Origin of the sequence: Erythrobacter sp. QSSC1-22B, from assembly GCF_001678665.1 — a bacterium.
Classification (GTDB): Bacteria; Pseudomonadota; Alphaproteobacteria; order Sphingomonadales; family Sphingomonadaceae; genus Qipengyuania.
This window is the reverse complement of record NZ_LZRP01000001.1, coordinates 305,314-320,556: the sequence shown is the minus strand read 5'-3', so window position 1 is coordinate 320,556 and position 15,243 is coordinate 305,314. Positions and strand designations below refer to the sequence as shown.

The following is a 15,243-nucleotide window of genomic DNA, read 5'->3' as shown; positions in this document are numbered from 1 at the left end:
CCAGCGTATAACCTTTTGGGCCTAACGGCGAGGGCGTGAAAAACAGCAAATCCGCCCCGATCGATTTTGCCGAAGGAATGTGCGCGCGCGTCGTCCTTGGCATGAAGGCGCCCGTCGGTGGCGACTGGTCGCAATTGCAGGGTTCGCAATACGCGCTGCTCGCCGCGCGACTACCAATGAGAATTGCGCTGCATTTGGCCGGGGTGGCGCTGTTCTTCTATCTTTTCCAGCCGGTTGTCGGATCATGGGTGATCGGTGCCTGGATTGCCGTGGTTCTCATCGTGAGCGCCGATGGCGCCCGCCTCGATCTCACCATGCGCGACGCCAACCAGCGCATCTTCACCAAAGACGAATATCTGCGCCATACTCTCTACTCGGGGCTCAAGGGCGTGGTCTGGACCCTGCCGGCCTTCCTGTTCTTGCCGCTGGCCGACCCGGGGACCAATTCCATCGCCTGGGGCTTTGCGGCGATCATGCTGCTCGTCTCGGCGGTCTCTCGCTATGGTGCACCCGCCGGAACCGTCCTTTTCTGCCTCGTCACCGCCTTTGGCTATGCGGCCGGTTTTCTGCTGATCGGCGAAGTCGGCCTCGGGATCATTGCGATCGTCACCGGGATATTTGCCGCCTTCGGCACCATCGAAGGGGCGCGCGTCGCACTCTCGGCGCGGATCGCGCAGATGGGGATGAACGAGAAAAGCGAAGTCGTTTCGTTACTGCTGCGAGAATACGAGGACAGCGACGCCGACTGGTTGTTCGAGCTCGATCCCCGGCGGCGCCTGCGTTCGGTATCGGCGCGGCTGGCGGTCGCCCTGGGTCAGGAATTGTCCGAGATCGAAGGCCGCAGCTTCCTTGAACTGATCTCCGGCAGCGCCTGGGAGACCGGGCGCTTTCCCGCGAGCCTCCACGAATTCGCCGAAAAGCTGAAAAAGCGCGAGAATTTTTCCAATCTCGTGGTCGAGGTGATGGTCAACGACAAGCGTCGCTGGTGGGAATTGTCGGGCACCTCGACCTTCAACGAGAGCGGCGGCTATGCCGGTTTCCGCGGGGTCGGTTCTGATGTGACCACCCAGCGGGAATCCTCGGAAAAGATCGCCTATCTCGCGCGCTTCGACACGCTCACCGCGCTGCCCAACCGCCTGATGCTCAACGAGGCGCTGGGAGATGCGATCGGCTTTGCCGCCAAATGGCGGACCCGCTGCGCCTTTCTGATGATCGACCTCGATCGCTTCAAGGCGGTCAATGATTCGCTCGGTCATCTGACCGGCGACCGGCTGCTGGGCCAGGTGGCGGGACGGCTCAAGAGTCTGATGACCGAAAACGAGATCTGCGGTCGGCTAGGGGGCGACGAATTCGGCGTCGTGATCCGCGATGCGGCCGATCGTTCGAAGGTCGAGCAGGTCGCCAAATCGATCATCGAGCACCTGTCCGAACCCTATCAGGTCGATCAGCATGTGCTCTATGTCGGCGCCAGTATCGGTGCTGCCTTCGGGCCGCGCGACGGGCGCTCGGTCGAGGAACTGATGCGCAACGCCGATCTCTCGCTCTATCGCGCCAAGGATTCGGGCGGCGGCGAATACCGCGAATACGAACCCTCGCTCCACGCTTCGGCCGAGGAACGCCGCCAGCTCGAATTCTCGCTGCGCAATGCGCTCAAGAACGACGAGCTCTCGCTGGCTTTCCAGCCGGTGGTGGATGCGAACACCGAAGAGGTCGTCAGCTTCGAGGCGCTGGTGCGCTGGAACAGCGACGTCCATGGCTCGGTCAGCCCGGCCAAGTTCATCCCGCTGGCCGAGGACACCCGCCTGATCGTGCCGATCGGCAAATGGGTGATGCAGCAGGCCTGTTGCGAAGCCGCGAACTGGCCGGCGCATATCGGCATCAACGTCAACGTCTCGCCGGAACAGCTGACCGAACCGGATTTTGCGACCAGCGTGGTGCACGCGTTGTCGCACAGCGGCCTGGCCCCCGAGCGGCTCGAGATCGAGGTGACCGAGAGCATCTTCCTGCGCGATGCGAACGTGGCCCGCCGGGCGCTGGAGCAGGTGATGGCGCTGGGATGCTCGGTGGCTCTCGACGATTTCGGGACCGGCTATTCCTCGCTCGGATACCTGCGCAAGCTGCGTTTCTCGACCATCAAGGTCGACCAGACCTTCGTCCAGGGAGCATCGCAGGACAGCGCCGAGAGCCTGGCGATCATCAACGCGGTCGTCGCCATGGCGCGCAGCCTCGGCATGACCACCACCGCCGAAGGCGTGGAGACCGCCGAGGAAGCCGAGATGATCCGCTCGATGGGCTGCAACAAGATCCAGGGCTACCACTTTGGCCGCCCGATGCCCGCCGCTGAAGCGCGTCAGGTGTTCCAGCGCGAAGAGGCCCGCCGACTGGCCTGAGCAAGGTTTCGGCCAGCGCCGGAGCGCTGTCTCAGGCGTGAGCGAGCGCCTTGATCGCATTCTCGAACAGCGGCCGTCCATCGGTCCCGCCATGGGCGGCATCGACTGCACGCTCGGGATGCGGCATCATTCCAAGCACGGTGCCGCTGGCGTTGAGGATACCGGCGATATCGCGGCGCGAGCCGTTGCAGTTCTCGACATAGCGCAACGCCACCCGGCCATCGCCCTCCAGCAGGTCGAGCGTGGCGTCGTCGGCGAAGTAATTGCCATCATGATGCGCCACCGGGATGCGCAGGCGCTGGCCCGCCTCGAAACCGCGGGTAAACAGCGAATCGGTGTTCTCGACCGTGAGATCGACGGTGCGGCAGATAAAATGCTGGCTGGCGTTGCGCATCAGCGCGCCCGGCAGCAGGCCGGCCTCGGTCAGCACCTGGAAACCATTGCACACGCCCAGCACCGGCACCCCGCGCTGCGCGGCTGCGGCGATCTCGCGCATGATCGGGCTGTTGGCCGCCATCGCGCCCGAGCGCAGGTAATCGCCATAGGAAAAACCGCCGGGCAGGGCGATGAAGTCGAGCCGCTCGGGCAAGGCGCTGTCGCCATGCCACACCCGGATCGGCTGTTCGCCCGAAACCGATGCCAGCGCCACCGCCATGTCGCGGTCGCAATTGGAACCGGGAAAGGTAACGACCGCGGCGCGAAAGCTCATTGTCCGACCTTCTCGATGCGGTAATTTTCGATGACCGTGTTGGCGAGCAGCTTTTCGCACATGGCTTCCAGATCGGCATCGCTGGTGCCGTCCGCCACGGTCAGCTCGATCAGCCGACCGATCCGGACATCCTCGACCCCGGCAAAGCCGAGCCCGTCGAGCGCATGATGGACCGCGCGCCCCTGCGGATCGAGCACGCCGGGCTTGAGGCTGACATGGATGCGGATCTTCATGGGCGGCGAACCTTTCGAAATGGCGCGGAGCTCTCGTCTGCGGCGCCTATGCCGATGCTGCCGCCCGAGGGCAAGCTGCGCCGGGGTTCACTCCGCCACACTTGCCTCGGGGACTACCCGTACACGCACCGCTTTTGACGGATCGAGATAGCGCGCGGCGAGCGCCTGGAGTTCGGCGGGCGTGATCTCCAGCTGGCGCTCCTTCGCCTCGAGGAAGCGCCGGATATCCTCGGGCTGGCTTTGCGCGCGCGCCGCCAGGCCCATCCAGCCGGTGTTGGTCTTGAGCCGGTTGTCGAGTCCTTCGAGGATGGGCTGGCGGGCTCGCTCGACCATGTCGGCTGTGGGCCCGTCGGCGATCATCGCCTGTACGGCCTCCTCGACGGCCTGCTCTGCGGCATCGAGTTGTGCCACATCGACCGACGCCCCCAGGCTGAAGGTGCCGTAATCGCGGTAGATATCCGACGGGCTGGAGTCGACGGTGGGCGAATAGGTCTGGCCCAGCTCCTCGCGCAGCTTCTCGGTCAGCGCCAGCCGCATTACCCGCGAAAGCAGCGTCAACCGGCTGGTGCGCACCCAGTCGCTGTCGTCGGCGGTCGGCCAGACCATGCGGAGCACCGCCTGATCCGGCTCGCCGCCATGCGTCAGCGTGACGGTCTCGCGCCGGTCGGTGAAGCTGCGTTCGCGGTTCTCACCGTCATAGGCAAGGAAAGCGGGCTCGCGTGGCGGCAGGGCACCGAAAGTCTGCGCGACCATGCGGATCGCTTCGTCTTCATCGAAATCGCCGACCAGCGCGATCTCGATCGCGCCCTTGGCGAGCCGATCCGCGATATTGGCGGCGAGCTGCTCGTAATCGAGCGCGCGATAGGCTTCGAGCGGCTGGCGGCTGAAGCGCGGGTCCCCGTCCGAGAGCAGCGGTCCAAGCCCTTCGCCCAGCGCCGATTCCGGCGTGCGGCCAAGCCGGGCGAAGAAATCAGCCAGCGAACGCTGCCACGGGCCCAGCCCCTCGGCGCGATAGCCGGGATCGGTGAGATAGGCCGCCATCAGCTGCAGTTGCAGCTCGAGATCGCGCGGCGTTGTGGTCGCGCTCCCGGCAAAGGTCTCGCTGCCGGCGCCGAAACCCGCTCCGACCGAGCGGCCCGCGAGGATCGATTGCAGTTCGTCGCGGCTGTGTCGGCCCAGCCCGCCGGCGGTGTAGAGGCCGGTCAGCTCGACCGCGAGCGGTTCGGCGCGCGAAGCCAGCATCCGGCCGCCATCGATGTTGAGCTGGACCGTCACCCGGTCGTCCGCCAGATCGGTCGGCTTGAGATTGAGCATCACGCCATTGGCGAAGCGGAACGTACGAATATCGAGTTCCGCGGTCCGGCTGTCGGCCACCACCTCGCCGGGCGAGCCGAAATCGGTGTAGGCGAATTCTGCCGCGACCGTATCCAGCGGCGGCGCGACGGGGCGTGCGAAGGCTGCTTCCACCGCCGCGCGCAGGCCCGCTGCGCCGCCTTCGGGCCCGGTCTTGCCCGAGAAGCGGATCAGCGGTTCGTCGAGCGCGATGCTGTCCGCGCGCATGGCGGCGAGCACGTCTGCAGGCGTAATTTCGGGCGCGATCGCCTCGAACCGAGCCAGCGCATCGGCAGGGGGGGTGGGTACGAACTTGCCCTGCGCCACCGCCAGCGCCTGGCCGACCAGTGCGGCATTGCTGCGCGTCTCGGCATTCGCGACGGCGTTCTCCAGCATGGTCCGGGCATTGGCCAGCTGCTCGGCGATCTCTGCTTCGCTGAAGCCATGCGCGAGCGCGCGGCGATATTCGTCCACCGCCACCTGCAAGGCCTCGCGCCATTGGCCTTCCTCGCTGGCGACGCCGAGCGTGGTGGTGCGCCCGGCTTCGAACAGATCCGAGGTCGAGAAGCTGACTCCGCGAAATGGCGGGTCCTCGGTGCGCTGGAGCCGCTGCAGGCGCCGCGAGAGCGCGCCATTGGCAAGCTGACGCAGCAGGTTGGCGCGACGTTCGGCACTGGTATCGGGGCGATCTATATAGGCGCCGTTGCGCGCCAGCGTGACCGTTTCGGTCAGCGCCGGATCGAGATAGATATCGGTCGCGCCGCTGTAGTCCGGATCGATCGGGCCACCGCCAGGCTGCTTGGCGGAGGGCACGGGCTGCCAACTCCCGAAATGCTCGGCAATTTTCGCTTCGACCAGCGCGGGATCGAAATCGCCGACGACCACGACGACGGTATCGGCGGGAACATATTCACGCTCCCAGAAGGCGCGCAGTTTCTTCGCATCGGCAGCCTCGAGCGTCTCGGCGGTGCCGATCGGCAGCCGGCTGGCGATCAGCGCGCCGGGATAGGCGAATTCGAGCGAATCGATGGTGTTCTTGAGCGCATAGCCATTGCGCACCCGGCGCTCGGCGAGGATCACGCCTTTCTCGCGCTGGACCGCTTCTTCGTCGAAGGTCAACTCGCTCGCGGTTTCGCGCATCAGCATCAGCGCGGTATCGAGCAGTTCCACATCGGCGCGCGGCAGATCGAGCTTGTATTGGGTGCGATCGAAGCCGGTCGAGGCGTTGGTGTCCGCGCCAAAGGCCAGGCCGAGTCGCTCGAGCAGCTTGATCATCTCGCCCTCGGGCACATTGGTCGAACCGTTGAAGGCCATGTGCTCGACGTAATGCGCGTAGCCGCGCTCGGCCGCGGTCTCGTCGAGCGAACCGGCGCCGATATCCATCCGCACCAGCGCCGTGTTTTCGGGCCGGTCGTTGCGGCGCACGATATAGCGCAGGCCGTTGGCGAGCTGGCCAAAATGCCAGCCGCTTTCGGGCTCGAACTCGCTGTCCTCCAGCTCCCACTCCGAAGCATCCCAGCCAATTGGCTCGGCATAGGCCGGGGCGGCGAGGACGCCGGAAACAGCAGTGGTCACGAACAGCGAAAGCGCAAGACGCGCCGAGTTGCGAAGCTTCATGCTCCGAACTTGCCCGAGCCCGCCTGAATTCTCAATGACAAGCGGCGGCGAGGGCGATTATTTCTTGGGCTTGCTGCCGCGCAGCCGACCGCGATGGGCGGAGAGGTCGAACACTTCGCCCGCGCCATTGTCCTCGTTCTGCAGCAGGCCGAGCCGGCGGGCGACCTCGCGATAGGCTTCTTCCTCGCCGCCGAGATCGCGACGGAAGCGATCCTTGTCGAGCTTCTCGCCGGTGTTGACGTCCCACAACCGGCAGCCATCGGGGCTGATCTCGTCGGCAAGGATGATGCGGCTGAAATCGCCATCCCACAGCCGTCCGAACTCGAGCTTGAAATCCACAAGGCGGATGTCGATCGCGGCGAACATGCCGCACAGGAAGTCGTTGACCCGGATCGCCATCGAGGAAATGTCCTGCATCTCCTCGCCGCTGGCCCAGTTGAAACAGGCGATATGCTCCTCGGCGATCAGCGGATCGCCCAGCGCATCGTCCTTGTAGTAATATTCGATCAGCGTGTGCGGGAGCGGCTCGCCTTCTTCCAGCCCCAGCCGCTTGCAGATCGAGCCTGCGGCGATGTTGCGCACCACCACTTCGATCGGCACAATCTCGACCTGGCGGACCAACTGTTCGCGCATGTTGAGGCGGCGGATGAAGTGTGTCGGCACGCCGATATGCGACAGCCGCGTGAAGATATATTCGCTGACGCGATTGTTGATCACGCCCTTGCCGTTGATCGTGCCCTTCTTTTCGGCGTTGAAGGCGGTGGCATCATCCTTGAAATACTGGATGATCGTGCCTGGCTCGGGACCCTCATAGAGAATCTTGGCCTTGCCTTCGTAGATCTGGCGGCGACGAGCCATGCGGCATTTCCTTAGGGCGAAAAGTGCGACGAAAAAACATGCGCCCCGGGGCGCGGAATCGGTGCGATCCGCAGTCCGGGGCTAGGCGGGATGCTTACATGAGCCTTGCAGGCGAGGCAATCAATGTGCCTGGCCTGCGAAAAGCGGTGGATTTGGAGGACCAGTGCCAAGGGAAGTGGTGCCCAGGGAGGGATTCGAACCCCCGACACTGCGATTTTCAGTCGCATGCTCTACCAACTGAGCTACCTGGGCCCGTTATTCCGGGCGTCTCGCGAGACCATCGCGCCGCAAATGGGGCTATCGGACGGTCGGCGAGCGGTTGGAGCGCCGCCCTATGGCGAAGCCGCCTGCGCTTGGCAAGGGCGTTTTCAGTCCTCCTCGCCGCGGATCACCTCGGCAGCGATTTCCTCGGGCGCGGCGGGGCGGCCGGGCACGGTATAGCCATCGCCGAACCAGCGCGAGAGATCGCGGTCGCGGCAACGCTGCGAGCAGAACGGCGTGTGTTCCTCGACACGCGGCTTCTTGCAGATCGGGCAGGATTTTCGTGGTGCAGTCATGTCGTCACCGCCTGCGCGAAGCCGCCCTCGAGCGCAAGTCTAGGGTCGCTGTGGGTCATTACCGCGCGCCCGGTCCGCCGCGCCAGTTCGGTCTGCCATTCGGGCTGCAGCCGGGCGAGGACCGCGGGGTGGGCCGTGAGCAGCAGACAGCCGGGCTCGGCGACGAAATCGGCACGGCGCAGCAGCAGCCGCGCAGCGGCGCCGGCGCGGTCGTGATGGAGACGGCGCAACAGCGAAGGCCGCTCGGCGCGCGCGACCATCTGGACGAAGCCGAAGCCGTTCATCGCGGTCCGCTCGTGGTTCCAGTGCGCGAGAGCCTGATCGAGCGCCCCATCGACCGCCTTGCGATCCGCTTTGGCGGCGAGGGTGGGAAAGTCGACCCCGATCGAACCCGCCAGATCGAACCGCCCGATCGCTTCTGCCAGCGAAGGAACCGCTGCGAGCGCGAGGCGGCGCGGATCGTCGGGCCCGTCGACATCGATCAGCACCATCGCGCTGGTGTCGAAGAAGGCCAGTTCGCCGCCATCGAACGCGACCGCGCCCGACCAGGCCTCGAGCCAGAGTTCTTCCCATTCGTCATCGGGAAAGCGGCGGATGGTCTCGACCGAGTGACCCGACAGCGCCAATTGCTCAGCCAGCGTCGGGGCAGGGCGCAAATCCTCGTCGGTTGGGATGGCGTGCGCCAACTTGATCCGGTCGCGTTCGCTGGTGCCCGCCCGAGTAACGCGGGCGCGGACCGCGGCGCCTTCGCTGGCGGTCGCGGGGAGCCGGTCGACCAGCGCCTCTTCACCGCTGGCGAAACGCAATGTACCGCGATGGCTTCCCTTGGCGCGCGACACCAGCACGGCGTCCTCGACCTGGCCCGCGGTGAGCGCACCGGGCCAGTGCAGCCGTCCAGCGACGACACGGCCGCGCTCGATCAGGACGGCGCGCTCTTCGGCAATGCCCCGCTCGACGTACCAGGTCATGAGGAACAGCTCACTGAACGCGCTCAGCCAAGCGCAAAGCCCGCCGCCTTGAGCAGCGCGCGGGTCTCGAACAGCGGCAGGCCGACCACTCCGGAATGGCTGCCCTGGAGCCAGGAGACCAGCCCCTCGGCGCTACCCTGGATCGCGTAGCCGCCAGCCTTGCCCTCCCATTCGCCGCTCGCGAGATAGGCTGTGATCTCTTCGGCGGAGAGACGCTTGAACTTGACCGCGGTCTCGCTCAGCCGTTCGCGCAAACTCCCGTCGGGCGCACGCAGGGCAATCGCGGAGAGCACGCGGTGGCGGCGGCCCGAAAGCAGTTCGAGGCAGCGGCGCGCCGTCGCTTCGTCCTCGGCCTTGGGCAGAATCCGGCGTCCGGCGGCGACCACGGTGTCGCCCGCCAGCACATGGCCCTCGATGACAGTGGCGGCGACAACCGCCAGCGCCTTCTCGCGCGCCATGCGCTGCGCATAGTCGCGCGGCAGCTCGGCCTTTTGCGGGGTTTCATCGATGTCGGCAGCGATCACCGCATCTGGCGCCACGCCCAGCCGCGCCAGCAATTCGCGGCGGCGCGGGCTGGCGGAGGCGAGGGTGAGTCGGAGCGGAGAGGCGGACGCGCTCATGCGGCGCGGCGCGTTATTGCGGCCCGGGGCCGCCGCGACCCGGCATGAAGCGGTAGGTGATCCGCGCTTTCGTCAGGTCGTAGGGGGTCAGTTCGCACAGCACCTCGTCGCCCACCAGCACGCGGATGCGGTTCTTGCGCATCTTGCCGGCGGTGTGGCCGAGCACCTCATGGCCGTTTTCAAGCTCTACCCGGAACATCGCATTGGGCAGCAATTCGACCACCCTGCCGCGCATTTCGAGGAGTTCTTCTTTGGCCATGGTGTTCCTTGGTTCGTGATACGGATGCGGGCACGATTGCCCTCCGGGTCGCGCCCTTTAGCGCTGCGCCGGGCAAAAGGAAAGCCTTGGCGCTTTTAGACCAACGACGAACCGATACCGACCGGTTACATTTCGCGACAGCCTGGGTGGTTGTGTCGCAATGCGTCCTGCCGCATTGCTGCATTCAGCGGGGGCGGCCAGATACGATTTCTTGAAAGGTACACCCCTTGCGTCTCGCATCGACGGTTTCTGTTCTGGCGCTCGCCAGCGCCCTGCCTCTGTCCGCGCCTGTTTCGGCTCAGGATATGGCCGTTCAGGACATGCCCCAGGCGCCCGCTCCCGAAGTCCAGAACAATGATCCGCAGGCCGATGCGCCGATGGTCGGCAACGAGATCGTCGTCACCGGTGCCCGCCAGCGTGGCGCGCTCGATGTCGAACAGCCGCCGGTGCTCGAACTCGACGCCGAGGATATCGCCGCGCTCGGCGCCGGCTCGATCGACGATCTTCTACAGGCGATCGAACCCGCTACCGGAAGCGCGCGGGGACGCGGCGGCGGCGGTCGTCCGATCTTCCTCGTGAACGGGGTGCGGATTGGCTCCTTCCGTGAATTCCGCTCCTACCCTCCCGAGGCGATCGAGAAGGTCGAGGTCTTCCCCGAGGAGGTGGCTCAGCGGTTCGGCTATTCGCCCGACAGGCGGGTGGTCAATTTCATCCTCAAGAACAATTTTTCCAGCCGCGAGATCGAACTCGAATACGGCCAGCCGGGTATCGGCGGCTATTCGCAGAACGAGCAGGAATTCTCGCTGCTGACCATCAGCGACGGCGCGCGGATCAACTTCAACCTCGAGTTCGAGGACACCAGCCTGCTGACCGAGGCGGAGCGGGACCTTCCCTTGATCGACGGCTCACCTGGCGGCGTCGCCGGAGGTCCCGATCCGCGCGAATTCCGCAGCCTGGTTGCCGACAGCGCCGGGATCGAGGCATCCGCCAATTACGCCAAGGCGTTCATCGATAGCGGCTCCTCGATCAGCTTGAACGTCACCGGCGCCTACAACGAGCGCCGCAGCCTCTCGGGGCTCGACACCGTGCTGCTGACCGATCCGCTCGAACGCAATATCGCCAGCAATTCGCTCGCCAGCTCGGGCAGCTACAACCGGCCTCTGGGCGAAGGCTGGAACCTCACAGCTACCTTCGATGCAAGCCGCGCCAACAGCCGCACCCGGATCGACCGCCGCGCGGGTGGCGGGGTCGACACCGCGCGTTCCACGCTGTGGGGCACGAGCACGCTCGCGACGGTAACCGGTTCGCCGGTCTATCTCCCCGCGGGCGATGTCGCGACCACCTTCGATGTCGGCTATAACTGGAACCGTATCTCCAGCACCGACACCCGCAGCGCGCAGGACAGCCGGCTGACGCGGGGCGATCTTTCCGCCGGGATCAATGTGGTGGTGCCGCTTACCAGCCGCCGCGAAGGTTTCGCCGACGCCATCGGTTCGATCTCGCTGACGGGCCAGGCCGGCATCAACGAATTGTCGGATTTCGGCACGCTGACCGACTGGAGCCTGGGTCTCAACTGGCAGCCCTTCGAACGGCTCAACCTCTCGGCCACACGGATCTGGCGCGAAGTTGCGCCGGGCCTCAACGCGCTGGGCGATCCGCAAGTGGTCGATTTCAACGTGCCGGTGTTCGACTTCACGACCGGCGAGAGCGTGCTGGCGACGGTCGTCACCGGCGGCAATCCCGCGCTGGTGGCCGAAACCCAGGCCGACTGGAAGTTCTCGGCCAATTGGGACCTTCCTTTCATAGAAAATACGCGGCTTCAGCTCGACTACGCGATCAACCGCTCGAACGATGTCACCTCCAGCGCGCCGGGTCTGAGCCCGGCGTTCGAGGCGGCTTTCCCCGACCGGGTGACGCGCGATGGCGCAGGCCAGCTGATCGCGCTCGACCGCCGTCCGATCACGCTGATCGAGACCCGCAGCAAGGTGCTGTCCTTCGGGATCAACACCAGCGGCCGGATCGGCGCCGAGCCTGAAGTGCCCGATTCTCCGCCCGCTGGCGCCGCCAACCGCGGTGGGCGCGGTCCGGGCGCAGCAGGCGGGCCGGGCGGCGCGACTATCACGATGGGCCGTGAGGGCATGGAAGCGATGCGAACTCGCTTCTGCGCTACACCCGTTGGCGAGACTCCCGACCTCACCGGTCTGCCCGAAGCGTTGCTGGAGCGGCTGCGCGGCCCCGACGGCACCATTCCCCCCGAACGCATCGCCCAGCTGCGCGAGCGGTTCTGCGGCGCCGAAGTCGAGCGCGGCGGGGAGAGGATGGAGGCGATGCGTGCCGCGGTCTGCGCCGATCCGCCCAATCTCGAAGGACTGCCCGAGGAAATGCTCGCACGGCTGCGCAACGAGGCGGGCGAGATCGATCCCGATCGACTGGCGCAATTGCGCGAGCGGCTGTGCAGCGCCGATGGCGCGGCGGCAGGTGAGGGCGGCGCGGCCGCCCAGCCGGGCAGACGACGCGGCGGCGGCGGCGGCATCCCCGGCATGGGTGGCGGTGAGAACCCGGATACCCGTCCGCGCTACTTCCTCAGCCTGACGCATAATTTCGCGCTCGAGAACGAAGTGATCGTCGGCACCAACGGCCCGGTGCTCGACCAGCGCGACGGCTTCGTCCTCGGTGGCGGCGGCGTGCCGGTCTACAGCGCGCGGCTCGAGGGCGGGCTGTTCTGGCAGGGCTACGGGATGCGCGTCTCGGGCAATTACGTCGGCGGCAGCGAACTGCGCGGCGGCGAACTGCCCGGCAGCACCGATCTGTTCTTCGGCGATCTCGCCACTTTCGACCTCCGGCTGTTCGCCGATCTGGGCGAGGTGACCGGTGCCGAATCGGGCGTGTTTGACGGCTTGCGGGTCTCGCTCAACGTCGACAACATCTTCGACGCCCGCCGCAATGTGGTGGACGCCAATGGCGTGACGCCGCTCGCCTACGACCCGCTGCGGATCGACCCGACCGGCCGCTATCTCGGCATTGAACTGCGCAAGCTGTTCTAGGAAAATCCGGTTTTGCGCCCCCCTGGCCTTATCGGACAGGGGGGCGCGAACCGGCGGTGGCAGGTCGGGGCGCGGAACCTAGAACCGCAGGCCGACCCCGGCAACGACCTGATCCGTGCTGGCATCGCCAAACACCGAATCGTTGACGTTCTTGTAATTGGAGCGGCGATATTCGAGCCGCGCCTCGAGCGGGCCGGGCAGTTGCACCTGCACACCGCCGCCGAAGCGCACGCCATCGGCATTGCCCTCGAGCTCGTTTAGCGAGCCCGCGCTGGTGAAGGCACTGGTGTCGAGCGAGGTGTAGCCCAGCTTGCCATAGGCGGCGATTCCCGGGGTGAGCGCAAACCCGGCGCGTGCGCCGATGTAATACTGCCCGCCGGCCTCGAGCCCGTCGCGCGCGCCGCCGAAGCTGTCGGGGAATTCGGTCGAACCGCCGCTGGTCGAATATTCGCCCTCGACCCCGACGAAGGCGCTGCCGAGGCTGAGATCGTAACCCGCGGTGACGCCGTAGACCGCGGCGTCGGCGCTGGCGCTGGCCGAGCCATCCGAGGCCTCGACATCGATACCCTCATAGCCGGCGAGTGCGCCGACATAGAGCCCGCCCGGCGCCGCCGCCTGCGCGAAGGCAGGGGTAGCGACCAGACTGGCAGCAAGAATGGCGGCGGTGATGAGCGTCTTCATGAGGCGTTTTCCTTTGGATACGGATCGGTGGATTGGCGCGGCTTTCGCGCATGACGGATTGCACGCAGGTGAACCACGGGATGGCACGAGCAGGCAATGCCGTAAGTCGCGCACGGCTCGCCGCATTCGCGCACGGACGTATGGAGGAATCCGCTCGCGGTCCAGCGGTGGACCGTCTGGTCATCAAGACAAGCGCACCGACTTTGCGGCACCTCTACCGGAATCGCTTGGCCTGTGAATGCCGCGCGTTTGCGCCAGTGACGCGCGGCTGACGATTGGCTAGAAGCGCGCGTAATGCTGACCCGGCTTTCCATCCGCAACATCGTGCTGATCGAGGCGCTCGATCTCGAGTTCGGGCGCGGGCTGGGCGTGCTCACCGGCGAGACCGGGGCGGGCAAGTCGATCCTGCTCGATGCGCTGGGGCTGGTGCTGGGCAATCGCGCCGAGAGCGCGCTGGTCCGCGCCGGGGCGGAGAAAGCGGCGGTCACCGGAACCTTCGAATTCGCCGCGCTGCCCGCTGCCGTGGCAGAAGCGCTCGACGACGCCGGGCTCGAGCTCGAGCCGGGCGAACCGCTGCTGATCCGCCGTCAGCTCAAAGCCGATGGCGGCAGCAAGGCCTGGATCAACGACCAGCCCGCCGGCGTCGCGCTGCTGCGCGAGCTGGCGCCGCATCTGGTCGAACTCCACGGCCAGCACGACGATCGCGGGCTGGTCAATCCGCGCGGCCACCGGCTGCTGCTCGACCGTTATGCCGGGGCGGATGCCGCCGTGCTGGCGGCGAGCTGGAGCGGCTGGCGCGGGGCGCAGCAGCGGCTCGACGAGGCGCGCGAACGGCTCGACCAGGCCAAGACCGATCAGGACCTGCTGCTCGCGCATCTTTCCGAACTCACCGCGCTCGAACCGCAGGCGGGTGAGGAAGCGCGCCTCGCCGAGACCCGCGCAACGATGCAGAAAGGCGAGAAGCTCTCGGGCGATCTCGAGGAACTGCGTCATATCTGGGAAGGCTCGGATTCGCCGCTCGCCGCTCTGCGCGTCGCTGCGCGGCGGCTCGACCGGATCGCGCCCGAACACCCGCTGCTGGCCGAGGCGTTGGCCGCGCTCGACCGGGCGGTGATCGAGGCGGGCGAGGCGGAGGAGCGGCTGCAGCGCGCCGCCGGGGTGCTCGACCATGATCCCGCCGCGCTCGATGCCGCCGAGACCCGGTTGTTCGAACTGCGCGCCATCGCCCGCAAACACCGCTGCGAGGTCGAACAACTTCCCGAGAAAATGCGCGAATTGCGCACCGCGCTCGATGCGATCGAGGGCGGCGAGGCCGAGCTCGACGCGCTCGAGGATGCCGCGCGCCGGACCCGCGAGCGCTACGAGGCGCAGGCGCGGGCGCTACACGATTTGCGGGTCGAGGCGGCCGGGAGGCTTGATACGGCCGTGGCGGGCGAACTCGCCCCGCTCAAGCTGGATTCCGCCAGCCTGCGCACGTCGGTGGCCGAGCTCGCCGAGGAGCGCTGGGGCGCGCATGGCATGGATAGCGTCGAATTCCTGATTTCGACCAATCCCGGCGCCGAGCATGCACCGCTGGGCAAGATCGCCAGCGGCGGCGAATTGTCGCGCTTCATCCTGGCGCTCAAGGTGGCGCTGGCCGAGCAGGGCGGCGCGGCGACGGTGATCTTCGACGAGATCGACCGCGGCGTCGGCGGCGCGGTCGCATCCGCGATCGGCGAGCGGCTGGCGCGGCTCGCGAGCGGCGGGCAATTGCTCGCGGTCACCCACAGCCCGCAGGTCGCCGCGCGCGGCACCACGCATTACATGATCGCCAAGAGCTCCGACGGCACCGTGACCCGCACCAGCGTCGCCCGCCTCGACGAGGCCGGTCGTCAGGAAGAGATTGCACGGATGCTGAGCGGCGCCGAGGTGACCCCCGAGGCAAGGGCGCAGGCGGATCGGTTGTTGGAGGGGGTGTGAGCGTCGAGATTACCGA

The 15,243-nt window shown here is 66.7% G+C and carries 12 protein-coding genes and 1 tRNA gene; 3 read left to right on the top strand and 10 right to left on the bottom strand.

Annotated features, from left to right (window positions below; all coding sequences use genetic code 11):
• The first annotated feature begins 35 nt into the window (after positions 1 to 35).
• Complete coding sequence (locus A9995_RS01470; protein WP_369815790.1) at positions 36 to 2,390, top strand: putative bifunctional diguanylate cyclase/phosphodiesterase; 2,355 nt, start codon at positions 36 to 38, stop codon at positions 2,388 to 2,390.
• Positions 2,391 to 2,421: 31 nt separating this feature from the next.
• Here A9995_RS01470 and purQ read toward each other — a convergent pair whose 3' ends face one another.
• The 9 genes from purQ to infA form a co-directional block, all read right to left on the bottom strand.
• Positions 2,422 to 3,099, bottom strand: coding sequence for a phosphoribosylformylglycinamidine synthase subunit PurQ (gene purQ / locus A9995_RS01465; protein WP_067608139.1), 678 nt, complete (start codon positions 3,097 to 3,099; stop codon positions 2,422 to 2,424).
• Complete coding sequence (purS, locus tag A9995_RS01460) at positions 3,096 to 3,332, bottom strand: phosphoribosylformylglycinamidine synthase subunit PurS (RefSeq protein ID WP_067608136.1); 237 nt, start codon at positions 3,330 to 3,332, stop codon at positions 3,096 to 3,098. The genes purQ and purS overlap by 4 nt, the downstream gene beginning before the upstream one ends.
• Positions 3,333 to 3,419: 87 nt before the next feature.
• Entirely contained in the window at positions 3,420 to 6,281 is a 2,862-nt protein-coding gene (locus A9995_RS01455; RefSeq protein WP_067608133.1) for a pitrilysin family protein, read from the bottom strand.
• A 57-nt stretch (positions 6,282 to 6,338) separates the two neighbouring features.
• Positions 6,339 to 7,139, bottom strand: coding sequence for a phosphoribosylaminoimidazolesuccinocarboxamide synthase (purC, locus tag A9995_RS01450; protein ID WP_067608130.1), 801 nt, complete (start codon positions 7,137 to 7,139; stop codon positions 6,339 to 6,341).
• A 176-nt stretch (positions 7,140 to 7,315) separates the two neighbouring features.
• A tRNA-Phe gene (locus A9995_RS01445) sits at positions 7,316 to 7,391 on the bottom strand.
• Positions 7,392 to 7,507: 116 nt separating this feature from the next.
• Positions 7,508 to 7,696: a DNA gyrase inhibitor YacG gene (gene yacG / locus A9995_RS01440; protein WP_067608127.1), complete on the bottom strand. Its 189-nt coding sequence runs from the start codon at positions 7,694 to 7,696 to the stop codon at positions 7,508 to 7,510.
• Positions 7,693 to 8,664 (bottom strand): ribonuclease, encoded by a 972-nt coding sequence (locus A9995_RS01435; RefSeq protein WP_067608124.1) that lies wholly within the window; start codon positions 8,662 to 8,664, stop codon positions 7,693 to 7,695. Before A9995_RS01435 ends, yacG begins: the two co-directional genes overlap by 4 nt.
• Positions 8,665 to 8,687: 23 nt before the next feature.
• On the bottom strand, positions 8,688 to 9,284 hold the full coding sequence (locus A9995_RS01430; RefSeq protein ID WP_067608121.1) for a nucleoside triphosphate pyrophosphatase: 597 nt from the start codon (positions 9,282 to 9,284) through the stop codon (positions 8,688 to 8,690).
• 13 nt (positions 9,285 to 9,297) lie between these two features.
• Complete coding sequence (gene infA, locus A9995_RS01425) at positions 9,298 to 9,543, bottom strand: translation initiation factor IF-1 (RefSeq protein ID WP_007163491.1); 246 nt, start codon at positions 9,541 to 9,543, stop codon at positions 9,298 to 9,300.
• Between the two features lie 227 nt (positions 9,544 to 9,770).
• Between infA and A9995_RS01420 the strand changes: the two genes are divergently transcribed.
• Complete coding sequence (locus A9995_RS01420) at positions 9,771 to 12,587, top strand: hypothetical protein (RefSeq protein WP_067608118.1); 2,817 nt, start codon at positions 9,771 to 9,773, stop codon at positions 12,585 to 12,587.
• Positions 12,588 to 12,665: 78 nt separating this feature from the next.
• Here the strand turns inward: A9995_RS01420 and A9995_RS01415 are convergent, their stop codons facing one another.
• Entirely contained in the window at positions 12,666 to 13,268 is a 603-nt protein-coding gene (locus A9995_RS01415) for an outer membrane protein (protein WP_067608114.1), read from the bottom strand.
• Between the two features lie 294 nt (positions 13,269 to 13,562).
• Between A9995_RS01415 and recN the strand changes: the two genes are divergently transcribed.
• Complete coding sequence (recN, locus tag A9995_RS01410; RefSeq protein WP_067608111.1) at positions 13,563 to 15,227, top strand: DNA repair protein RecN; 1,665 nt, start codon at positions 13,563 to 13,565, stop codon at positions 15,225 to 15,227.
• The last annotated feature ends 16 nt before the right edge of the window (positions 15,228 to 15,243 follow it).